Annotated in this window: 18 protein-coding genes; 7 read left to right on the plus strand and 11 right to left on the minus strand. The window is 59.7% G+C overall.

The window, feature by feature from the left end; all coding sequences use genetic code 11:
* Positions 1-34 precede the first annotated feature (34 nt).
* From PSH80_RS13880 to PSH80_RS13905, 6 genes are all read right to left on the minus strand, one after another.
* Positions 35-3451 (minus strand): beta-ketoacyl synthase N-terminal-like domain-containing protein, encoded by a 3417-nt coding sequence (locus tag PSH80_RS13880; protein WP_305420589.1) that lies wholly within the window; start codon positions 3449-3451, stop codon positions 35-37.
* 41 nt (positions 3452-3492) lie between these two features.
* Positions 3493-4350, minus strand: coding sequence for a polyketide synthase (locus PSH80_RS13885; protein ID WP_305417143.1), 858 nt, complete (start codon positions 4348-4350; stop codon positions 3493-3495).
* 117 nt (positions 4351-4467) lie between these two features.
* Positions 4468-5820 carry an FAD-dependent monooxygenase gene (locus PSH80_RS13890; RefSeq protein ID WP_305417144.1) on the minus strand — a complete coding sequence of 451 codons (1353 nt, stop codon included), beginning with the start codon at positions 5818-5820 and terminating at the stop codon, positions 4468-4470.
* Between the two features lie 57 nt (positions 5821-5877).
* On the minus strand, positions 5878-6489 hold the full coding sequence (locus PSH80_RS13895) for an HAD family hydrolase (protein ID WP_057959402.1): 612 nt from the start codon (positions 6487-6489) through the stop codon (positions 5878-5880).
* On the minus strand, positions 6479-7993 hold the full coding sequence (locus PSH80_RS13900; protein ID WP_057959401.1) for a class I adenylate-forming enzyme family protein: 1515 nt from the start codon (positions 7991-7993) through the stop codon (positions 6479-6481). The genes PSH80_RS13895 and PSH80_RS13900 overlap by 11 nt, the downstream gene beginning before the upstream one ends.
* 366 nt (positions 7994-8359) lie before the next feature.
* On the minus strand, positions 8360-8917 hold the full coding sequence (locus PSH80_RS13905; protein ID WP_057436785.1) for an NADPH-dependent FMN reductase: 558 nt from the start codon (positions 8915-8917) through the stop codon (positions 8360-8362).
* A gap of 227 nt (positions 8918-9144) precedes the next feature.
* Between PSH80_RS13905 and PSH80_RS13910 the strand changes: the two genes are divergently transcribed.
* Positions 9145-9369, plus strand: a complete 225-nt coding sequence (locus tag PSH80_RS13910) for a hypothetical protein (protein WP_057436787.1) — start codon at positions 9145-9147, stop codon at positions 9367-9369.
* Positions 9370-9461: 92 nt separating this feature from the next.
* Entirely contained in the window at positions 9462-10361 is a 900-nt protein-coding gene (locus tag PSH80_RS13915; RefSeq protein WP_057959400.1) for a LysR substrate-binding domain-containing protein, read from the plus strand.
* A gap of 18 nt (positions 10362-10379) precedes the next feature.
* Here PSH80_RS13915 and PSH80_RS13920 read toward each other — a convergent pair whose 3' ends face one another.
* The 3 genes from PSH80_RS13920 to dnaQ form a co-directional block, all read right to left on the minus strand.
* Entirely contained in the window at positions 10380-10943 is a 564-nt protein-coding gene (locus tag PSH80_RS13920) for a GNAT family N-acetyltransferase (protein WP_057436789.1), read from the minus strand.
* Positions 10944-10951: 8 nt separating this feature from the next.
* Positions 10952-13207 carry an Orn/Lys/Arg decarboxylase N-terminal domain-containing protein gene (locus tag PSH80_RS13925; protein ID WP_115128315.1) on the minus strand — a complete coding sequence of 752 codons (2256 nt, stop codon included), beginning with the start codon at positions 13205-13207 and terminating at the stop codon, positions 10952-10954.
* A 217-nt stretch (positions 13208-13424) separates the two neighbouring features.
* Positions 13425-14165, minus strand: coding sequence for a DNA polymerase III subunit epsilon (dnaQ, locus tag PSH80_RS13930; protein WP_162947798.1), 741 nt, complete (start codon positions 14163-14165; stop codon positions 13425-13427).
* 202 nt (positions 14166-14367) lie between these two features.
* Between dnaQ and PSH80_RS13935 the strand changes: the two genes are divergently transcribed.
* Positions 14368-14673: a DUF2388 domain-containing protein gene (locus PSH80_RS13935; RefSeq protein WP_128592986.1), complete on the plus strand. Its 306-nt coding sequence runs from the start codon at positions 14368-14370 to the stop codon at positions 14671-14673.
* A 55-nt stretch (positions 14674-14728) separates the two neighbouring features.
* Here PSH80_RS13935 and rnhA read toward each other — a convergent pair whose 3' ends face one another.
* The gene (rnhA, locus tag PSH80_RS13940; protein ID WP_057436798.1) at positions 14729-15181 is read right to left on the minus strand and encodes a ribonuclease HI; all 453 of its coding nucleotides are present in this window, start codon (positions 15179-15181) and stop codon (positions 14729-14731) included.
* Positions 15182-15265: 84 nt separating this feature from the next.
* Positions 15266-16024 carry a class I SAM-dependent methyltransferase gene (locus PSH80_RS13945; RefSeq protein ID WP_057436800.1) on the minus strand — a complete coding sequence of 253 codons (759 nt, stop codon included), beginning with the start codon at positions 16022-16024 and terminating at the stop codon, positions 15266-15268.
* A gap of 65 nt (positions 16025-16089) precedes the next feature.
* Here PSH80_RS13945 and gloB point away from each other — a divergent pair, with 65 nt between their 5' ends.
* From gloB to PSH80_RS13965, 4 genes are all read left to right on the plus strand, one after another.
* Positions 16090-16857: a hydroxyacylglutathione hydrolase gene (gloB, locus tag PSH80_RS13950; protein WP_057959397.1), complete on the plus strand. Its 768-nt coding sequence runs from the start codon at positions 16090-16092 to the stop codon at positions 16855-16857.
* A gap of 98 nt (positions 16858-16955) precedes the next feature.
* The gene (locus PSH80_RS13955) at positions 16956-18368 is read left to right on the plus strand and encodes a lytic transglycosylase domain-containing protein (protein ID WP_057959396.1); all 1413 of its coding nucleotides are present in this window, start codon (positions 16956-16958) and stop codon (positions 18366-18368) included.
* Between the two features lie 168 nt (positions 18369-18536).
* The gene (locus PSH80_RS13960) at positions 18537-20366 is read left to right on the plus strand and encodes an extracellular solute-binding protein (protein WP_057959395.1); all 1830 of its coding nucleotides are present in this window, start codon (positions 18537-18539) and stop codon (positions 20364-20366) included.
* Positions 20363-22201: an extracellular solute-binding protein gene (locus PSH80_RS13965; protein WP_057959394.1), complete on the plus strand. Its 1839-nt coding sequence runs from the start codon at positions 20363-20365 to the stop codon at positions 22199-22201. The genes PSH80_RS13960 and PSH80_RS13965 overlap by 4 nt, the downstream gene beginning before the upstream one ends.

Here is a 22201-nt window from a genome sequence, read left to right on the forward strand (position 1 = left end):
GACACGGCTTTGCCGGGGTTGAGGGCAAGCGCGGTTATGCGCCAGCGTGCGCCCGACTCAGCAATTGAGCGGTAATGTCGGCTTGACCGATTTTTTCTCCCCGATTGAACAGATCAATACAAACCTGGTTGGTTTTGAATGACGGCTCAGGCGCCTCGAAGCTGCCTTGTGGCGCCAGTAGCAACGGGCTGTTCGTCGGAATCGGTCGATCCAGCGTGAAACTCAAGGCCAGCAGGTTCATCGGGGTGCCCAGTGGGATGCGTCGGTGGGTGTGAGCAATCTGCATGAAGCACTGGCGCGCAACTTCAAGGAAATACACCATCGAGTAATGCTTGGGGCCGCCCTTGCGGAAAAAGTGCTCGTTGGCCGGTTGAAGGGTTTCGACGCTCAAGCCCCGAGCGACATCGCTCATGTCGCTGACCAGAACGTTTTCTTGTCTGTCCTTGTGCAGCAGAGCCTTGTCGCGGCAGGCGGTCGCAGTGAACGGGGCGGCGGGCAACGCCTCGTGTGCCGAGCTGTATGCAATGCCCAGGGTGCAGGTGCACATGAGCTTGCCGGCTTGCCGGACCTTCGCGCGAAATACCTGGAGTTCTTGGTCGTATTCCAGTTGCAGGTCAATTGCCCCTTGTTTTTGTACGTACCGCTGGAACTTGATCGTCAGGTCGTTGACATACGCGACCCGGCCACTGCGTGGAGGCATGGCGAGTTCGGTCAATTGCAATACCCCCTCGATCAATAAAATGCCGGGGACATGGTCCAGTGGGTGATCAAAAAAATAGGGGTGCGCTTCATTTACCAGCAATTGCGCGTGCAGTGACTGCGCACTGCGTTGAACATTGCTGATCACGATGTTTTCCGGGCTGCGCTGCCAGTGCTCGGCAGGCCGGGCGTGAGCGTCACGGCGCAGGGCGCAAAGCGCTTCGATGGCACGCACCCTGACACGCAGCGCCGAGAGCAGCGTCTCTGTCAGTTGATCGCTGAGTGCCAGCGCGCCTGTTTCATCGTTTTGCAAATCAACCACAGGGCTGGCAGGACGGTCAGGCCCGATGAATGACTGCAACGCCTGAGGCTGCGGGTGCGCGAAGCGCAATTCAAAGGGGCGCTTGATGGCTGGCGGGCATTCGGGGGCGGTGCCCCCCCACTCCCGCAGTTTCTCGGTGAATAACCACATCACCGGCTTGCCGGCCTGGCGCACCTCGATCACCGAGTGAACCGACGCATTCATCATCACAGCCAACAGGGTTTCGACGCCGGTGGCTTCAGCCAGGCAACCGGTCATGGCTTGCCATGAACCGCCGACAGGGGCTGCCGCCGGCTGCAACTCACACACCTCAATATGCTGGACATCGCTTCGCGCCCGGCCCAGACGTGCGCACGCCGCTTCCAGGGAGGTGGCGACATGGCCCAAGACCGCTGCGCGGATCACCAGCACAGGTGTGTCACTGGTTTGCGCTCGATAGGGCCGCAAAGCGAACACCCCCATGCCCTCCCCCTGCAGGGTCGGTGACTGCCGAACGCGCTCGATTTCGGCTGGCGCACTGATGAAGCGCCCCGCACCGAGCAACAGCGTGGTGATGCCTTCGTTGAACCATTGTTGCGAGGCCAGCAGGGCGTGCCAGAACACCCCAGGCGTGCCGACCAATGTCTGATGAAATCCCTTGAGGTCGAAAATTTTCGCCGGGTACCCCGACAACATGCTCGGCAGACTGGTTGCCACGTCCGCCGCATCCTGCTCGGGTGGCATGCCCTGTGCCCGGCCGAAGAAGTTGTGAATACGGCTATAGGCGTTACTGAAGTGCGCGCCGCCCAAGTTACAGCACATGACCATCGCGGTCTCGGGTGAGCCGGCTACCCCGGGCAGGCGCCGCAGTAAGTGATTGATGCGATCGGTGATCAACAGTTTGAACGGATCGACACTGGCCAGCAGTTTGGGGCCCATGCCGAAGCCATCGATATCAATGACGTGGTCCTGCGCCAGGAATCGCCCTGGCAACGGCTGAACCGAAGTGGCCGGGTAATCAACAAAGCGCCCGTGGGGAAAACCAACCAAGGGGGCCGCAGGCTGATCAAGTTGTTGCTTGAGTGAGTGTAACGAGAAGTGGCTGCCGATCGCCGCCTCCGCCTCGACAATGCCCAGGTCCAGTAGCAGCACGCCGGGGCTGACTCGGGAGGCCATGGGCTGGTTGCCGGGCAGGTATTGATCCACCACCAGGTGCGCGTTGGCACCGCCAAAACCAAAGCTGGAGATGCCGATGCGAATCGCCGACTGGCAATCAGCCAAGGGCTGTCCCTGCCCGCTCGCAAGTTGCAGGCAGGATTCATCGACCTTGGCGCTTGGCGAGTAGTCGGGCTGGGGTGGAATGGTTTTTTGAGCCAGTATCATCAACGTCTTGGCGAGCGAAGCACCTCCTGCGGCCGCCAAGGGATGCCCAATGACAGATTTGATCGAGCCTATGGGTAATTTTTTACCCTCGGTACGATAGGCACCGAAGAAACTGTTCAGCGAGCCGAGTTCTGTCGCATCACCCAGCGGGGTGCCCGTACCATGGGTCTCGATATAGTCCACCGCGCCGGGGTCCAGGCCGAGATAGGCGCGTTGGTAGGCCGTATATTGGGCCTGTTTGCCGGGTGCAAACACTGACCCCTCTGCGCCATCGGCCGACAGCCCCAATGCGCGCAGTATGCCCAGAGGGCGGCGCTGCGCCTGCAGGGCCTGAGATACCGGCTCGACCAGGAAAGCCACCGCGCACTCACCCGGCACAATACCGTCCGCGTCGCGACCGAACGCCTGCATCCGGGCCCTGGGTGAAAACGCCGTCAACTGGGAAAACCCCAGGAAAAGTGGAAGCGGCAGTACCGTGTTCAACGCCATCACGATAGCGTTATCCGCCTGCCCGCTGTTGACCAGGGCCTGGGCCATGTTGAGCGCGTAAGGGAACGAACTGCAGGCGGTATCGACGGACAACGCCGGCCCTCCCAGCCCCAGCGCCAACGCCAGCTCCGCCACTTGTTCGCCGGGCGCATAGCCCTGTGGCGCACGGGCCTCAGTCGATGTGGGGGCAAGGAAAAAACTCTCGTCGCTCCAGGACGTCGCGACGACCAACGCTGTGCGCTCCCTGATCAACGCCGAACCTTGTGCAGTCAATTGGGCAAGGAGTGCCTGCAGCACTTTCCGGCCAATGGCGACCTGCCTTCCTTCATACCGTGAAGGGGTCGCTGCGCTATCAGACAGGCAATAGGCACTGTCCAGGTAGGTGCGGTTTTTTTCCCCGACCGTGGCTGAATAGATCGACGCTTTATCCAGCTCCCAGCGTGGCAGCATCGAATTCAGAGGCGCGATCTGCCCTTGTGCCAGCAAGTGCCAAAGCGCATCCACTGATGGCGCCCCAGGGAACTCGCCAGCCATGGCGCTGAAGCAAAAATCCCCCTCTGGTGTCACCGTGCTCTGCATGTCGTTTCCTCCTGATTGCCAAAATTGCAGCGGGGCGAGTCTCAGCTCAGCCTTTCCAAAAACCACAGCGTGTCCCGCGGCGTACGACATGACATCAACGCTTCACCGGCAAACTGGCTGGCAGAGCACTGCTGTGCCAGTGCTTGGCAAAATGCTTCGCGGGCAAAACCATTGAGTCCCAGCTCGGTGAAGGGCGTATCAATATCGAACGCTTTTGGCTCGCCCGGGATCAGCGGTACCAAGGCGTCGAACAGTTGTTGGCTGAAGGCCGGCTCGGCGCTCTGGACCTCAGGCGTTTGCGCAGCACTTGCCGGCGCGGGGGGCGACTCGGGCGCGGCCAGAGCCGCTTTAATCAGTGCGATAGTGTGTTGCGGGCACTTGGCGTTGAGCAATTGAGTGCCGCTGGCTTTGAGTTCCGGCCACAGGTCGACGAGCGACTCGAGGAATTCCATCTGCACCAGGGAGTCCAGCCCCAGGCTTTCATAGGGTTGTTCCTGATCGATCTGATCTACGGTAAAACCGGTGATAATTGCCAGTTGTTCAAGCACCGAGGCTTCGACATCCACAGCTGGCAATTGCGCACTGCCTGGCTCATCAAGAGTGGCCGTTGCCAGTGTGGCTGAGTTCAAGTACGACGTTTCCAGCGGTGCAACAGTTGGATTAAGCGGTACTTCAACCCGACGGGAAAACGCGCCCTCAAGTACTTGTTTGTGAGCATTGAGATACTGCACCGTGACGGTTTCGGCCTGAGCCAGCAAACGCATCAATATTGATTCCTTCGCTGTATCCGAGTCGCCCAGCGAATCAATGATCCTCTCTGATAGAGAGAAATAACTCTGGACCATTTTTCCATTGGACACGATAAATTCCTGCACAACATCGCCAAGTTCAAGGCGCATGGAGACCTCCCAACCGAAGTTAAATTTGGTTATTTAAAACAAACTATCAGTTCATCGCCAACGCGGGCCTTGCGCAAACTAATGAACTGCGCACACAGGTTTAAATCGGCAGCGCCGTTAAATCATTCTTGCTGGAAGTTGCTTTTTTTTCACCTTGACCAGCCCGGATCGCACGTGCAGATACGTCATCAGCGTAGTTATATCCAGCCCCTGAAAAGCGATATAGCCGTCAGGACGAATCAGCATCAATGTGCCTGCCCGCGCGTGATAACGCTTGTGCAAGCGCCAGTCCGGGTCCAATAACGTCGAATGTTGAAACGGCGCCCCTGCACTGCCGAGGGCATCAATAACGCAATAGGCCTTGATACCTGGGTAATCCGTCTGCACTGCATCAGCCAGTGCGTAATAACCCGGCAGTAAAGAGGAAAATTGATCGGCCGCACTGAAGACCAGTAACGTGAACGTTCCCTGGAACAGATCCATCAAGCGTCTTGGCGGCGTACCTGGGGGTTGCCATAACTCGATATCGGGAGCCAGTTGGCCGGCGCGAGGTGCTGCGGTCGGGAACCGCGACTTCCTGCCCTTTTTATTCCAATGCGCGCGCTGCCTGTTCGTCAGGGACTCTTGAATACCGGCACTTTTGCCGTAGTGGTAATGATGAGCACAAATCATCGAGGCCAACGTGCGCTGGAGCGGGCGCCAGTCACCCAGCAGTGGCAGGATATTATCCCGCAGCCAGACAAGCACTCGGTGCACCATGCTCTCGGCTCGCAAGGTTGCCGGGAAGCACTCTTCGTTATAGCTCTGCAGCAATGCGGGGGCTGCCAGGCCCTGATCGACATAGGCGATTTTCCACGCCAGGTTATAGGCCTCGCCCATCCCCAGGTTAATCGCCTGATCCGCCAGAGGGTGGCCGATAGGCGCCGAATCGCCTGCCAGGAACACGGCATCGTGCTGCAGTGCCTGCACACGACGCGGCTGGGACGTGGCAATGCGGCGATGAGCACCGTCGCAGGCGACCATCCAGCGAGCGCTCAAACGTTCGTCGCGGCCATCAGCATGATGCAGGAGCATCTGCACGGATTGCGGCTGGTTCTGCAGTTCGACCAGTTCGGTATTCCACTCAACACCCAGGCCCGATGCATCAAGACGCTCAAGCAGGATTTGCTCTAGCGTCGACGCTGGCAAGCTGAGTAAAAAAGGGTAACAGGCATCCAGATAGGAGAAGTTATCGTTCGGTACCCGTTTGCTGTTCGCCTGCAGCGAAAACTGCTTGAGCGTAAAACCGTTGCTGACAGCCTGTTCGGCAACCCCCAGGTGCCGGAGCATTTCCAGGGTTCTTGAATGCACGACCCGCGACGTGGTGGCGGTCGAAGGGCCGGCATTCTTGTCAATAAGGCGGAAAGAAACGCCCCATTTCTGCAGTAGGTTTGCCAGTAGCAGGCCAACAGGTCCGGCACCCACGATCATGACCGTCGTCGGCACAGCGCATGGCCCGGGGACTGAAGTGTTCGAGGCGCCCATAAGTCAGTACCAGTTCCGATAAAAGGGGGCGTTGGCAATACCGAGCAGGGCATCGTCGCCGGATGAGTCGCCGTAGGCGTAAATGTAGTAGTCATCAAGGTTGGCCAGGCAGCCTCTGAGCCGTATGACTTTCTCCGGCCCAACACAGTTGGTGCCTGAGATGCCCCCCGTCAGCCTGTCGTTCTCGGTTTCCAGGCGAGTGCCGCACACATAGTCGAACCCCACTGCCGCCCCCCAGGGAGCCAGGTAGTTCTCTGGCGAGTTGCTGACCAGCGCCGTGACATGCCCCATGGATTGATGCCATTGCAGCCGGCGCAGCGCCTCGGGCCTGATCCAGCGTGGCAATTGCTCAGTCACGAAATGCCGCGCGTGCTCACGCTCCTTCTCCACCGACACGCCACCCAGGTAACGCGCAATAAACGCCAATCGAGCCTGCATCAACGGGGTCACGCCCAGAATCACGCTGAACACTTTTGGCAGCAGCCAGATCATTTTGAGCCAGAACATTTTTGTTCCCGCGACGTAACGCATATAGCGCCAGAACGTATGCCGGTCGGAGAGCGTGCCGTCAAAGTCAAACACCGCCAATACCGGTGGCGTGCCATCAGCTTGCATGGCTGTGCTCCTTGAGAACGATGATCTCAATGGTCTTGGGCAGTTTGAACCCCGAGAGGTGCTGAGAAAGCAGCGTGGAAATTGCGCTCTGAGTCAGCCCGGCACGCCCCTCGACACACAGGTGCAATGCGTTGACCTCTTTGTGGTCGGGAACGATGTAGGCTTTTGCACGCACCGCATCGGGGTGTTGCATGGCGACGGATTCGACCTCCAACAGATCGACCATCTGCGCTTTGATCTTTGAGATGCGTAAGCGTTGACGATAGAAAAACACATGTCCATCGTCATCGCGCCAAACCAGGTCACCCGTGTGCAGCCAGCCGTCACGGAAGAACCGCTTATTGGCTTCTTCTGCATCGTCGTAACCGTCAATCACCATCGACCCGCGTACCAGCAATTCGCCGATCCGCCCTGGCGCGACGTCTTGCCCTTGAGCGTCGACGACGCGCAGTTCCACACCCCTGATCGGCTGCCCCATGGCACCGCGCTGCGCGACGCCAAGCGTACTCTGTAGCAGCACGGGCATGCTCTCGGTCAAGCCGTAGCCCTGCAATACCGGTTTGCAGCCCAGCAACCGCCCCAGTTTCTCCGCTTCGTCCGCGGGTAGATGGCTACCGCCTGAGTAAATCATCAGTTGAGGGTGCATCGGCAACAGCGCGCCTTTGCGCTTGGCCAGTCGGCTATTGAAATAGCGAATGACATCGGGCACCAGGCAGGTATAGGTGACCTTATGCCGGGACAGGACTTCTGCCAGGTCCCTGTTGAGCACGGTATCGGTCATCAACAGCGTGGCGCCCACGCTCAATGGAAAGATCATCATCGCCGACAGCCCGAAGATGGCGTGCAGCGGCAGCGTGACCAGATGGACGGAGCCGACCCCCTGGCGATGAATATGCTCGTGCATGCCATCGATTGCATGCGTCACGTCAAGGTAGCGGTGAGGAACCGCCAGCGGTTTGCCGGTGCCCCGATAAGTGAACTGTATCGAGACGATTGGGTTGCCTTCAGGCAATACCAGCGGTTCGTTGCGACACATAAGCTGAACATCAGGCGTCGCATTTTCAGACAGGGATGAGGACTCACCCACTTCCAATAACAAGGAGTGACGAACGCCGTTGGCGAGTTGGAATATTTCGCTGTGTTTTTCGAAGAGCGCAGCTGTTGTCACAACCAGCACAGGCCTGGCGCTGCCCACCACACTCGCCATTTCAAATGGCGTCAACTTGTAGTTAAGGATGACCGGAATTGCACCACGTCCAACGATCGCTAAAAAATAAGCGATAAATTCAACACCGCTGGGTAGAACAAGTGCAACTTTTTCGCCCGGCAAGATATTTAAAGTGCCGAGCGCACCGTTACACTGCTCGGCTTTTAGTCGTAACTCGCGATATGTCACAACCCCTGTGTCGACATCCAGATTCCTGATAGCGATATGTTCAGGGAAGGACTCTGAGATCCCGAAAAATCGGTGTAGAAAACCGTCCTGACACAGCAAGGATTCCATTTATTAATACTCCTGACGTTTCAAACCAGTGAATTGGACTAAAGCACCTTAGGCACAGGTAGAGTGACGAGGCCGTTTATACTTCCAGGGCGCTTGGATCTTACTCATCTGAGGCTCGAATACATGTAGGACACTTCAACATGTAATGCCGAATTATCTTTGAAACACTTTTAAGTTCCAGTCCAGGGAACCCCCATAGCCCTCTTTTCACCAACGCAACAGTGCCAGGCGCAGACCCTGGGCTTCCAGAACCCCTGCATGCAAGCCAGGCTCAAGTTTATCGGGCGGCAGGCGTTGCACCTGGCCGACCAATTGAGCTGACCGTAGCAAAAGACCCAGCCGCGATGCCTGGGTCTTGCCGATCGGTCAGCCCTTCTGTTTCGTTACCCACTGGCCATAGGCATCAATAAACGCCTGCAGGAACGGTTTGGTTTTCTCCGACAGTTTGCCCGCCTCATCGAACGCACTGCCCGCGCCTCCCAGGTAGGCTTCTGGCTGCTGCATGCACGGCACATCCAGGAACACCAGGGACTGGCGCAAATGGTGGTTGGCGCCGAACCCACCAATGGCCCCCGGTGAAACGCTGATGACCGCACCTGGCTTGCCGCTCCAGACGCTCTGGCCATAAGGACGCGAACCCACATCAATGGCATTCTTCAAGGCCGCCGGCACCGAGCGATTGTATTCGGGGGTGACAAACAGCACCGCATCGGCCGCAGCCACCTGCTGGCGGAAGGTGCTGTAGGCGGCAGGCGGCGCTGAGCCATCAAGGTCTTCGTTATACAGCGGCAATTCGCCGATTTCGACGATGCTGAGCTTGAGGTTTGCAGGCGCCAATTGCGCCAATGCCTGGGCGACCTTGCGGTTGATCGACTGTTTTCTCAAGCTGCCGACCAGTACGGCAATCGTGTAGACCTTGCTCATGGGGCTTTCCCGACATCTGACTAAAGGAACCTGTAGTTATAGAGCCTTAGCCGGCCTATCACCAGCAGGTTGTGGCCAATCGGCGGCTGTTTTGCGCCGTGATCTACCTGTAGGAAAAATAAGCGGCACATCATCGAATAGTATTTTTTCTATGTAGGTAAACTACCCGCCTTAATGACGGTCTACAGAACCGCAAATCGGTGTTTTTCTCCAGAGGTTCTAAACAGATGGCAGCAGTACTTGTCGGACAATTCCATGCCCGCGACGCGGAAGGCCGCGTTTATTCCGTGCATGAATTCCAGGAGTCCACCTCGACAGACGGCGGTTCAGAACCTGTCATTTCCTACAAGCTGGCGATTGGTGATCGGGTCAACAAAGTCGATGACAATACCTTTGTGCTGGTCCAGTCGCAGGTTTCACTGACCCGCGAACCCGAAAACACGCCTGTTTGATAAGGCTGTGCCTCCAGGCAGAAGTCATATGAGCGGACTTGGGTTAGGATTCACCCGGTGAATCCCTTACCTGCTGAACATGGACTTCATGCATGCGTTTACGTCATATCGAAGTGATTCAAGCCATTTTGCAAACCGGACACCTCGGCACCGCCGCCGAATGGTTGCAATTGGCTGTGTCCGACGTGGACGCCACCCTCAAGGACGCTGAGCAGCAACTGGGATTCATGCTGTTTGCCAGCGTCCGCGGGCGGTTGCAGGCCACCCGGGAAACCCTGGCGATGCAGGCGCAGATCGCCCATCTCTACGAAGCCCTGGAACCGATACAACGCCTGGCCAGCAGCCTCAAGCATCATCATGCGCCGCCGCTGCGCACGCTCTGTACACCGCCGCTGGCCAATCAATTGCTGCCGCAAAGCATTGCGCTGTTGCGTCGGCGTTTCCAGGACACCCCCTGCAACCTGTCCAGCCAGCCGACCCGCGACATCGTCAGGAGCCTGTTGCTGCAAGAGGCCGACCTGGGCCTGAGCCTGCATGATCCCGAACACCCGCAAATCACCAGTACCGTGCTGGCCCAGGGCAAGTTGCAGTTGTTGGCGCCCCATGGCTGGCTCAAGCCACGGCAGAAATACATCGCCCTGCAAGAACTGGCCGGCCAGTCGATGATCGGCCTGGAGGGCCAGGACCCGTTGAGCCAGTTGCTGGACAGCAAATTACAGGCGCTGCGCCCGTTGCCGGTAATCCAGACACGGGTGCAGACCTATCAGATGATGCGCAGCATGGTCGAGGCCGGCGAAGGGTTGGCGGTGGTCGATCCCTTCACCGCCAGTGGCGCGCGTGAGGCCGGGCTGGATACCTGCCCGTTATCACCGCCGATCCTGGTAAGCCTGTATGGCTTGACGGTCAAGGACAGCAGCCCGAGCCCGGCGCTCAATGCGTTGCTGGAGATTGTCACGCACAAAGCGCAGGGCCTGTTGTCGCCGGTCAATTAGCCCCCGCCCGGGTGGGGCTCAGCCGAACAAGCGATACCAGAAAATCGCCACCTCACGCGTCTGCGGATCAATCCCGCGATAACGCAGATGGTCGATCCCGCCCATGACGTAGCCGCTGCGTTCATACAGCCGACAGGCCCCGAGGTTGTTGTTCTGGGTCTCCAGCATCATCCCCGGCAGGTTTTTCTTGCGGCTCCAGAACTGTGCCACGTCGAGCAAAGCCTTGGCCACGCCATGCCGGCGTGCCGGCAGCACCACCGCCAACTCATCGACATGGGCATAGCCGTTCCAATTGGTACTGACGACGATATGGCCAACCGGCCGATCATCCAGGTAAGCCATGAATACCGCGCTGTCGGCGGCATCGCGATAGCTGGCGAACTCCTCCGGATCGATGCCGTAGCATTTGCGGTACGGCAGGATCTGCTCCACCGCCCACTGATCAACTGGCTTGCCCAGTTCCGGCGTGCCATATACGCACACCTCAAAGCTGAAATCATTGCCCCACACGTAGGCGTCAAATCCCTCGTCGGCGACTCGTACACTGAGCCCCGGGTACTTCGGATTCACTACAGCTTGCATAACCATCCTTAACACTTGATGCAATCGACGGTGTAACAACGACCGTTGCCGTCGTCTTCGTGTTGTAAACCATGCACATCGGCGACAAACCCCGGGAAGCTGCTATCGAACTCCCGGGCAAAGGCCAGGTAGTCGATAATCGAGCGCGTCGATTCGGTAAAGCGCTCCCCCGGCATGATCAGCGGAATGCCCGGCGGATAAGGCACCAGCATCACGGCGGCGATACGCCCTGGCAAGGCATCTATGGACACGGCCTCGACTTCACCGCGTACCAGTTGGTCATAGGCATCGGCCGGTTTCATGGCGATTTCCGGTAACACCGTGTACATGCGCTTAAGGTGCTTGGCCGTTGCGTTGCTGCGATAGCAGCCGTGCAACTGGTCGCACAAGTCTTGCAAACCCATGCCCTGGTAGCGCGTCGGGCCCTGCTCGAACACCGATGGCAGGCAACTGGCCAGGCTGCTATTGGCGTCGTAACTGCGCTTGAACTCCAGCAATTCCGTGAGCAGGGTACTCCACTTGCCTTTGGTGATCCCCATGGAAAACAGCACGAGGAATGAATAGAGCCCGGTTTTTTCCACCACCAGGCCACGCTCCCAGAGGAATTTACTGACCACCGCCGCCGGGATTCCGCAGTCACTCAAGGCACCGCCCGCCGTAAGGCCGGGCATCACCAGGGTGACCTTGATCGGGTCGAGCAACACATAGTCTTCGGCGATATCACCAAAGCCATGCCAGTCGGCCTCGGGCTGCAGCAACCAGTCGGCCGTCGCCACCCGGTCAATGCCCGCCACCGAAGGCGGTTGCCAGATGGAGAACCACCAGTCATCGGCGGCAATATGCTGGCGCAGATTGGCCAGGGCCCGACGGAAACTCAGGGCCTCATCGAACATTTCCTGGAGCAGCGAACGCCCTGCCGGCCCTTCCATCATGGCCGACGCCACGTCCAGCGAGGCAATGATGCTGTACTGCGGCGAGGTAGAGATGTGCATCATGAACGCTTCATTGAACCGGTCACGGTCCAGTTGCCGTGCCCCGCCGTCCTGTACATGGATCATCGACGCCTGGCTGAAGGCCGCCAACAACTTGTGGGTCGAATGCGTGGTGAACACCAGCGGGCTATCGGGCGTACGCGAAGTCCCCATGCCATACCGCCCGGCGAAAAACTCGTGGAAGGCCGCGTAGGCATACCAGGCCTCGTCAAAGTGCAGGACCTCGACACTGTTGCCCAGTTGTTGCTTGATCAGCTCGGCGTTGTAGCACAGGCCGTCATAGGTCGAGTTGGTCACCACCGCCAGCTTGACCTTGGGCTCGCGGCCCCGGGTCAAGGGGCTGGCCTCGATCTTCGCGAGAATCGACTCGCGGCTGAACTCGGTCAGCGGAATCGGGCCGATGATCCCCAGCTCATTGCGCTCCGGGCACAAGTACAGCGGGATCGCGCCGGTCATGATGATCGAGTGCAGCACCGACTTGTGGCAGTTGCGGTCCACCAGCACCAGGTCGTCGCGGCCGACCATGGAATGCCAGACGATCTTATTGGCGGTGGACGTACCATTGATCACAAAGAAGGTATGGTCGGCGCCAAAGTTGCGCGCCGCACGGGCTTCAGCTTCGGCCAAGGGGCCGGTGTGATCCAGCAGCGAACCGAGTTCCGGCACCGACACCGACAAATCCGAACGCAGGGTATTTTCCCCGAAAAACTGATGAAACGCCTGCCCCACCGGGCTTTTGCGATAGGCAACACCACCGCCGTGGCCGGGGGTATGCCAGGAGTAATTGGAGTCGGCCGTGTGCTGCACCAGGGCCTTGAAGAATGGCGGCAGCAGGCCATCGAGGTAAGTACGCGCCGCCCGGGCCACCTGCCGGGCCAGAAATGGCACGGTGTCTTCGAACAGGTAGAGAATGCCGCGCAGTTGGTTGAGTTCACTCATGGCGTCGGCCGGGGCATTTTCCAGGGTGACTTGCTCGCCCAGGGCAAAGATCGGCAGGTTGGGCGCACGCAGGCGCGCCAGTCGGATCAGCTCGACCATGTTCTGCAGCAGATGGGTATTTTCCCCGGCGCCTTCAGCGGCGATCAGCATGCACGCCAGCCCATGATGGGTCGAAGCCACCAGCCGGCCCTCAGCATAGTCCACGGCAGAAAAGATACTGAAACCTTCTTGCTCCAGCTCCCGGGCGATGCCCCGGACCCGATCACCGGCGACGGTGTCGGCCTTGATATCACGGTGCACGATCAGGATAGGGAACTTCAGGTCTTTGTACATGGGGCTTGGCGTCCTGAGAGCGATGTACTCAGGGTAGAAGCTGGGAGCGAATGTCGCGAATGAAGATTTCGAAGCCTATACAGAACCAATGTGGGAGCGGGCTTGCCCGCGATGGCGGTGGATCAGTAACAGCTGCACTGGCTGTCAAACCGTAATCGCGGGCAAGCCCGCTCCCACACAAGCCTGCTCCGACATGTTTAGACCGTGCCGGGCCCGACTAGTGTTGGGTCAACTGGGTCCACAACGCCGGCGCACCCGCCGACTTGGCGATGGCTTCCAGGCGTGCCGCGTGCTCGGCCATGTCCTGCTCGCTGGCGCGGATGATGGTCGTGGGCTTGCGGTCCGCCGGCAGGCGACGGATTTCCGAAGGTCGGTTGCCCGAGCCTTCGGCCGAACCGTTGCCATCGGAGGCGTTGCCGGCCAGGGACAGGCTGGTCTGCCCGCCCGTCATGGTCAGGTAGACGTCCGCGAGAATCTCGGAGTCGAGCAAGGCGCCGTGCAGTTCACGGCCGGAGTTGTCGACGCCATAGCGTTTGCACAAGGCGTCGAGGCTGTTGCGCTGGCCTGGGTGGCGCTCACGGGCCATCATCAGGGTGTCGAGGATCGAGCAGTGACGGGTGATGTCCGCCCGATCCGTCTGGCCCATCAGCGCGAATTCGTTGTTGATGAAACCCACGTCGAACGCCGCGTTGTGGATGATCAACTGCGCGCCGTTGATGAACTCGAAAAACTCATCGGCAACTTCCGCAAAGCGCGGCTTGCCCACCAGGAATTCGTTGGTGATGCCGTGGACGCCAATGGCGCCTTCGTCACTTTCCCGGTCCGGTTGCAGGTACACGTGGAAATGCCGGCCGGTAAGGCGGCGGCCCATCAACTCGACACAGCCGATTTCAATGATCCGGTGACCATCGGTCACCGGCATGCCGGTGGTTTCGGTATCGAGTACAACGGATCGGATGGCCATCAGGGTTCAGCTCTCAACGGTGTGTGTATTTCAAGGGGCGGGATATTAGCACGCTCTATAACCGGAGCGCCCCCTGGAGGAACGCCGCGAGCCCTCGCCCAACAGTTTTTTACAAGGTTTAGCAAAGCTTGCGCAGTTTGCTATCAAGCGCCTTGTTAGCCTGCGCCGCTCCTTACAGATGCGTAAAAATCTACCCATGCTCAAGCCAAACTATCTGCTCGCCCTGTGCCTGATGGGCGCTGCCCATACCCAGGCCACCAGCTTTGTGATGACCACCGACGCCCTGGTCAGCCTGTCGATGAGTGCCACCAAGGGCACCAGCAGCAACTTCAAGGATGACAAGATCGTACTGGCGGCCAAGGACGATGCCGCGGCGTTTGTTGCCAGCCACGGCGAGATACGGGGTGTCCAGCTGGAGTCGGCATTGCAGCACATTCGCCGCACCTTGCCGGCGTTACGCGATACGGACGAGCAACTCGCCCGGGGGATTCTGGCGTTGTGATTTCAGCGATTGCCAGATCCAGGACCGCGCCAGCCAACAAGGGCTATGGGGAACCTCAGCTCTGCTTGTAACCGCGCACGTCATCCACGCCACGATTGGCCAATTGGTCGGCCCGCTCGTTGCCCGGGTGGCCGATATGCCCGCGCACCCATTTCCAGGTGATGTTATGGCGGTTGCACTGTTCATCCAGCAACTGCCATAGGTCGGCGTTCTTTACCGGCTCCTTGGCTGCGGTTTTCCAACCGCGCTTTTTCCAGTTGACCATCCATTCGTTGATGCCTTTCATGACGTACTGCGAGTCCGTCACCAGCAGCACGTCGCAACGGCGCTTGAGCTCCTCCAGGCCGCGAATGGCGCCCATCAGCTCCATGCGGTTGTTGGTGGTGTTGGGTTCGCCGCCCCACAACTCCTTCTCCACGCCCTTGCACACCAGCAAGGCGCCCCAGCCGCCCGGACCAGGATTGCCCTTGCAGGCGCCGTCGGTAAAGAGTTCTACGCTATCGGTCATTACGCTATCCATCAAAGCGGGTTGCCGGTAATCGACCGACAGCTCCCGAGGTCGCACACGACGACCTGAATGCCAAAAAGTGAGTTATTGCTCGCTGGAGCGACGGTTGACCTTGGCCAGGGGCATTGGCACCAGTTTGCCGATGGGCTCGCGCCGGACCTGGCTCACCGGTCGCAGGCCGACCACGATCTTACGGGCTACCAGCAGGTAGAAACCGCCCCCGGACAACTGCCAGGCCCCGGCACGGCGCTCCCAACCGGCCAACCGGCCCTGCCACTTGGGCGAAGCAAGCGGCGGACGATAGCACCCGAAGCGACGTTTCTCCAGCGCGAAGCCCAGCAGGTTCAACCAGTCGCTGACCCGTGAGGGCGAGATGCAGCGGGCCTGGCGCAGCGCATCATGGGCGAAGACATGCCGCAGGCCCCAGGAGCTCCAGGGGTTGATGCCGACGATCAATAGATGGCCACCCGGGCGCACCGCGCTGGCCGCTTCACGCAGCAAGCCATGGGGCGACAGGCAGAAATCCAGGCCGTGCTGCATCACCACCACATCGGCGGCGTGCTCGCTCAAAGGCCAGGCCTGTTCTTCGCAGACAATCTCGACCCCCGGCAACGGCGCGCCCAGGCGCACATTGCGCTGCACCTGGGGCGCAGGCGGCGGGGTTTGTGCCGAAGGGCCGTAGTGCACCAGGTAGCCGCCAAAGAAGCGCTCAAGCTCTTCTTCGAGCATAAGCCGCTCCTGTTCCAGCAGAAATTGCCCGATCGGCCCGGACAGCCACTCACGGGCTGCGCTGATCAAGGCCAGCCACTCGGGATCGGCCTGGGCGAACGCTTTATCAGTCATTGCATTCTCCAACTCGCCAAGACGTTCTAAGATGCACCAATGTGTTCAGCTTGGCGAATAGAAGAATGATACAGATCAGTGCCCTGCCCGCCTTCACCGATAACTACATCTGGTTGTTACAGGACCATCGCAGCCATCGTTGTGCCGTGGTCGATCCGGGCGATGCCGCGCCTGTCATGGCGTGGCTTGCGCAGCACCCGGACTGGACCCTCGGCGACATCCTGATTACCCACCACCACAATGACCACGTGGGCGGTGTAGAGCAGCTCAAGCAAGCCACAGGCGCCAAGGTCTATGGCCCGGCCAGCGAAAAAATCCCGGCCCGTGACGTCGCGCTCAACGATAACGACCGGATCGAGGTGCTGGGCTGGGGCTTCGACGTGCTCGCCGTGCCGGGACACACCCTGGGACATATAGCCTTTTATCATCATGGCTTGCTGTTCTGCGGCGACACCCTGTTCGCCGCCGGTTGTGGGCGTTTGTTCGAAGGCACGCCGCAACAGATGTACAACTCCCTGGAGCGCCTGGCCGCGCTGCCGGCCGACACACTGGTCTACTGCACCCACGAGTACACCCAAAGCAACCTGCGCTTTGCCCAGGCCGTGGAACCGCACAACGCCGATATCGCCGAACGGGTGGCTAAAGTCAGCCAACTTCGGGCAGCCGGCAAGATGACGGTGCCCTCGACCCTGGCCCTGGAAAAACTCACCAACCCGTTTTTGCGCACCGCTGAAACATCCGTTAAACAAAAAGCGGACGAGTGGGGGAACCGCGATAACCGCGCCGGGAGCGAGGTTTTTGCTAGCTTGCGAGCGTGGAAAGACACGTTCTAAGCAGACAGGTTCTGATACGAAATTTCTGAATGGTTGACCGGAACCCAAGCGCTTTCTAGAATCGCCCGACATTTTTGCCCGGAACTAACTTCCAGCCAATGTCGTCATCTATTCGTAAGTCCAACCATTCAGACGCATTGACCCGCCTGGCTCAAGCCATTGCGGTGGCCGTATCCGCAACTCTGGCGGGCTGCCAAACCACTCATTTCGCTGCACAATCCACCGTGCAACCCAAACCCGTACTCACAGCCAAGATCAAGCAAAAACCCCTTTGGCTCTCAGAGAAGCCAAGCCCGCAGGTACCCCAGGATGTCTGGGAGCGCATGCGCCAGGGGTTCCAACTGCAGGACGGTGTCGGCGTCAACCCGCGTATCGAGCAACAGCGCCTGTGGTTCGCCAGCAACCCGTCCTTCCTGGAGAACGCCAGCGAACGCGGCAGCCTCTATATTCACTACATCGTCGAACGCCTTGAAGAACGCAACATGCCCCTGGAACTGGCACTGCTGCCAGTGATTGAAAGTGCCTACAACCCAATGGCCTATTCACGCAGCGATGCGGTCGGCCTGTGGCAATTCATTCCCTCCACCGGGCGCTACTTCAACCTGCGCCAGACCCGTGCCTACGACGGCCGTCGCGACATCACCGCCTCCACCACCGCCGCCCTGGACTATCTGACACGTCTGCATGACATGTTCAACGGCGACTGGCTGCTGGCCCTGGCGGCCTATAACGCGGGTGAAGGCACCGTCAGCCGGGCCATCGAGCGCAACGAGAAGCTCGGCCTGCCCACCGACTACTGGAACCTGCCACTGCCCCAGGAAACCAAGGACTACGTGCCCAAGTTCCTGGCGCTGTCCCAGGTGGTGCTGGCCCCCGAGGCCTACGGCGTCAACCTGAACCCGATTGCCAACACGCCATACTTCGAAATGGTCGAAGTCAAGCAAAGCATGGACCTGTCCCGGGTCGCCGCGCTGGCCGAGATCGACGAAGACGAACTGTTCCAGCTCAACCCGGCCTTCAAGCAACGCACCACCCTGGACGGTCCCCAGCATTTGTTGGTGCCCACCTCCAAGGCGCAGTTACTGGCCAGTAGCCTGTCCTCGATGAACCCCGAGGAATTGTTGAGCCTGCGCCCGAAAAAGCCGGTGTTTGACGAAGTCGAGCACAAGGCCGTGGCCGGGCGCTCGCGCAGCTATAAGGTCAAGAGCGGCGACAACCTGACGCTGATTGCCAAGGCCAACAAGGTCAACGTGCATGACCTGCAGCGCTGGAACAAGCTCAATGGCCAGGCCTTGAAGGTCGGCCAGACCCTGGTGATGCAGGACACCCGTAAACTGGTGGCCAAGGCTCGCGGCAAGAAGCCGGTGCAATACAAGGTCAAGAAAGGTGACTCGCTGTACTTGGTTGCCAAGCGCTTCAACGTCGAGATGCAACATCTCAAGCGTTGGAACCCTCGCACTGGCCAGGCCTTGAAGCCGGGGCAGATGCTGGTGGTCTCCGGGCCAAGATAAACCGAGTGCACGCAGGCCTGTATGGGAGCCAGCTCCCATATCTGCCCTGCGTACCGCTCAAGATCCCTCCGAGCCTGAAAATGGCCTTTTCAACAGTCTTTTTCCAAGTGGAACAAGCTGTTACTGTACCGATCATAAAGCCCAAGCCGCCCGGATCGGATCTCTGACTTGAAGCGTCCCCTCCTTCTACTAATAAGTCTGGCCTTGAGCTTTTGTGCGAATGCGACCATTACCGAGAACCACGGTTATGCGCAGTTCGGTACGCTCAAGTACCCGGCCAAATTCACCCACTTCGATTGGGTAAACCCCGCAGCGCCCAAGGGCGGCACCTTGCGGGTCATGGCATTTGGCACGTTTGATACCCTCAACCCCTATACCTTCAAGGGCTCCAGCCCAGTCTCAACCGCCAATTTCCTGCAATACGGCGTCAATGAGCTCAACGAGCCGCTGATGGTCGGCACCGGCCAGTACGCCCCGTCCGGCGACGAGCCCACGTCCAGTTATGGCCTGATTGCCCAATCTGTGGAGTACAGCGAGGACCGCAGTTGGGTGGTGTTCAACCTGCGCCCGCAAGCGCGTTTCCATGACGGCAAGCCCATTACCGCCGACGACGTGGCGTTTTCCTACCGCACGTTGCTGACCGAAGGCCATCCGCAATACCGCACCAACCTGCAGGAAGTGGCCCGGGTGGATGTACTCAACCCCCATCGCATCCGCTTCGTGTTCAAGCGCGCCGGCAACCCGTTGTTGATCCTGCGCCTGGGTGAGTTGCCGGTGCTGCCTCAGCACTACTGGAAAAACCGCGACTTCAAGGCCACCACCTTCGAGCCACCGCTGGGCAGCGGGCCCTATCGCATCAGCCAGGTCCAACCGGGCCGGCAATTGGTGTTCGAGCGGGTCAAGGACTATTGGGGCAAAGACCTGCCGGTCAATCGCGGGTTCTACAACTACGACAAGGTCGAGGTGGAGTTCTATCGCGACAGCGACGTGGCCTTCGAGGCATTCAAGGCCGGCGAATTCGACATTTATATCGAACACCAGGCCAAAAACTGGGCCAATGGCTACAACTTCCCGGCGGTGAACCGTGGCGAAGTCATCAAGGCGCAGATTGCCCACCAGGTTCCGACCCAGAGCCAGGGCCTGTTCATGAACAGCCGGCGCGCCACTTTCAGCCAGGCCAAGGTGCGCGAAGCGCTGGGGTTGATGTTCGATTTCGAGTGGACCAACCGCACCCTGTTCAGCGGCGCCTATAAACGCACCCTGAGCTACTACCCCAACAGCGAATTCGCAGCCAGCGGCCTGCCGGTGGGTCATGAATGGCTGATGCTCTCACCCTATCGCGACCGACTACCGGCCAATCTGTTTACCCAGGCCTTCAGCCTGCCGCAGACCGACGGGCGCGGCATCCCCCGGGAAACCTTGCGTCGTGCCCTCGGCCTGCTGGCCGAAGGTGGCTGGACACTCTCTGGCCAGCGCCTGCTCGACAGCAATGGCCAGCCGCTGCGTTTCGAAATCCTGCTGGTCAACCCGAACCTGGAGCGCATCCTGCAACCTTACGTCGAAAACCTGCGCAGCATCGGCATCGATGCCCGCCTGCGTACGGTAGACCGCGCGCAGTACAAGCAGCGCCTCGATCAGTTTGATTTCGACATGATCCTGATGACCCTCAACCAGACCTTGAGCCCTGGCCTTGAGCAGTGGCAGTACTTCCACTCCAGCCAGGCCGCGATCAAAGGCAGCAAGAACTACGCGGGCATCGCCAACCCGGTGGTCGACCACCTGCTGGAGCAACTGCTCGCCGCGCAGACCCGCGACCAACAAGTCGCCGCCGGCCGGGCTTTGGACCGGGTCCTGCTGTGGCAGCACTACAGTATTCCCAATTGGTATCTCAACTATCATCGCCTGGCGTACCGTAACCGGTTCGCCTTCGTCACCACGCCGCCCTACAGCCTGGGCCTGAGAGCGTGGTGGCTGAAAGCTTCGGAGAAACCCCAATGATGCCTTTGCGTACTGCGATTATCAGTGGCCTGTTGTTTTGCGCCCAGGCCGTTGCTGCCCCACAACATGCCCTGACCCTGTATGACGAGCCGCCCAAGTACCCGGCCAATTTCAAGCATGTCGACTACGTCAACCCGGATGCGCCCAAAGGCGGCACCTTTCGCGAAGCAGCCATGGGCAGCTTCGACAGCCTCAATCCGTTTATCAGCAAGGGCGTGCCCGCCGATAACATCACCCTGGTCTACGACACCCTGGCCCAGCAGGGCCTGGACGAGCCCATCACTGAATATGGCCTGATCGCCGGCAAGATCGAAAAAGCCCCGGATAACAGCTGGGTACGCTTCTACCTGCGGCCCGAAGCGCGCTTCCACGATGGCCATCCGGTGCATGCCGAAGATGTGGTGTTCACCTTTGAAACCCTGATCACCCAGGGCAGCCCGATCTACCGCACCTACTACGCCGACGTCGCCGAAGTGATCGCCGAAGACCCGTTGCGCGTGCTGTTCAAGTTCAAGCACACCAGCAACCGCGAACTGCCGTTGATCCTCGGCCAATTGCCAGTGTTGCCCAAACACTGGTGGGCCGGGCGTGACTTTGCCAAGAGCAGCCTGGAGATCCCCCTGGGCAGCGGCCCGTACAAAGTGGCCGAGGTCAAGCCAGGGCGCTCGATCCGCTACGAGCGGGTCAAGGATTACTGGGGCAAGGACCTGCCCGTCAACAAGGGCCTGTACAACTTCGATTACCGCGTCAGCGATTACTACCGCGACAGCACCGTGGCCCTGGAGGCGCTCAAGGCCGGGCAGTTCGATTACTGGCAGGAAATGACGGCCAAGAACTGGGCCAACGCCTACAACGTCCCGGCCGTGGCCGAGGGCCGGCTGATCAAGGAAGAACTGCCGAACGGCAATCCCACCGGGATGCAGGGTTTTGTGTTCAATATCCGCAAGCCGATGTTCCAGGACGTGCGGGTGCGCAAGGCGATCAGCCTGTTGATGGACTTCGAATGGACTAACAAGCAACTGTTCAACGGCGCCTACACCCGTACCCGCAGCTATTTCGAGAACTCGGACATGGCCGCCACCGGCCTGCCCAGCCCTGCCGAACTGGCGATTCTCGAACCGCTGCGCGGCAGGATCCCTGACGAAGCCTTCACCCAGGCCTTCGCCCCGGCAAAAACCGATGCCAGCGGCATGATCCGCACCCAGCAGCGCGAAGCCTACCAACTGTTGCAAGAGGCCGGCTGGCGCATTGTTGACGACAAGATGGTCGACACCACCGGCAAGCCGGTGAGCATCGAGTTCATGCTGGCCCAGACCGACTTCGAGCGCATCCTGCTGCCGTTCAAGCGCAACCTGGCGGACCTGGGCATCGAACTGGTGATCCGCCGGGTCGATGTCTCGCAATACGTCAACCGCGTGCGCTCGCGGGACTTCGACATGATGGTCGGCAGCTTTCCGCAGTCCTCTTCACCGGGTAACGAGCAGCGTGAGTTCTGGCAATCGAGCAGTGCCGACAAGCCCGGCAGCCGCAACTACATCGGCCTCAAGGACCCGGCCATCGACGAATTGGTGGAACAATTGATCAACGCCGACTCGCGTAACAGCCTGGTGGCCCACGCCAAGGCCCTGGACCGGGTCTTGCAGTTTGGCTACTACGTGATCCCCAACTGGCATATCAAGACCTACCGCGTGGCCTATTGGAATCACCTTGGCCACCCTAAAGTCCCGCCGCGCTATGACGTGGGCATTGCCACTTGGTGGATCAAGCCCGATCAGGCCCCGGCCGTGACGCCGCAACCCCAGACCACGGCCGATCCGGCGAGCGGAGGCGACTGA

It is taken from the genome of Pseudomonas sp. FP818 (assembly GCF_030687335.1).
Classification (GTDB): domain Bacteria; phylum Pseudomonadota; class Gammaproteobacteria; order Pseudomonadales; family Pseudomonadaceae; genus Aquipseudomonas; species Aquipseudomonas shahriarae.

Excerpts from the sequence above, each read along its gene's own strand:
- PSH80_RS13925 (WP_115128315.1), bottom strand. The coding sequence starts at position 13,207 with ATGTACAAAGACCTGAAGTTCCCTATCCTGATCGTGCACCGTGATATC.
- PSH80_RS13955 (WP_057959396.1), top strand. The coding sequence starts at position 16,956 with ATGTCGTCATCTATTCGTAAGTCCAACCATTCAGACGCATTGACCCGC.
- PSH80_RS13885 (WP_305417143.1), bottom strand. The coding sequence starts at position 4,350 with ATGCGCCTTGAACTTGGCGATGTTGTGCAGGAATTTATCGTGTCCAAT.
- PSH80_RS13910 (WP_057436787.1), top strand. The coding sequence starts at position 9,145 with ATGGCAGCAGTACTTGTCGGACAATTCCATGCCCGCGACGCGGAAGGC.
- PSH80_RS13890 (WP_305417144.1), bottom strand. The coding sequence starts at position 5,820 with ATGATCGTGGGTGCCGGACCTGTTGGCCTGCTACTGGCAAACCTACTG.
- PSH80_RS13935 (WP_128592986.1), top strand. The coding sequence starts at position 14,368 with ATGCTCAAGCCAAACTATCTGCTCGCCCTGTGCCTGATGGGCGCTGCC.
- PSH80_RS13920 (WP_057436789.1), bottom strand. The coding sequence starts at position 10,943 with ATGCAAGCTGTAGTGAATCCGAAGTACCCGGGGCTCAGTGTACGAGTC.
- PSH80_RS13880 (WP_305420589.1), bottom strand. The coding sequence starts at position 3,451 with ATGCAGAGCACGGTGACACCAGAGGGGGATTTTTGCTTCAGCGCCATG.
- PSH80_RS13905 (WP_057436785.1), bottom strand. The coding sequence starts at position 8,917 with ATGAGCAAGGTCTACACGATTGCCGTACTGGTCGGCAGCTTGAGAAAA.
- PSH80_RS13965 (WP_057959394.1), top strand. The coding sequence starts at position 20,363 with ATGATGCCTTTGCGTACTGCGATTATCAGTGGCCTGTTGTTTTGCGCC.
- gloB (WP_057959397.1), top strand. The coding sequence starts at position 16,090 with ATGATACAGATCAGTGCCCTGCCCGCCTTCACCGATAACTACATCTGG.
- PSH80_RS13900 (WP_057959401.1), bottom strand. The coding sequence starts at position 7,993 with ATGGAATCCTTGCTGTGTCAGGACGGTTTTCTACACCGATTTTTCGGG.
- PSH80_RS13895 (WP_057959402.1), bottom strand. The coding sequence starts at position 6,489 with ATGCAAGCTGATGGCACGCCACCGGTATTGGCGGTGTTTGACTTTGAC.
- PSH80_RS13915 (WP_057959400.1), top strand. The coding sequence starts at position 9,462 with ATGCGTTTACGTCATATCGAAGTGATTCAAGCCATTTTGCAAACCGGA.
- PSH80_RS13945 (WP_057436800.1), bottom strand. The coding sequence starts at position 16,024 with ATGACTGATAAAGCGTTCGCCCAGGCCGATCCCGAGTGGCTGGCCTTG.
- rnhA (WP_057436798.1), bottom strand. The coding sequence starts at position 15,181 with ATGACCGATAGCGTAGAACTCTTTACCGACGGCGCCTGCAAGGGCAAT.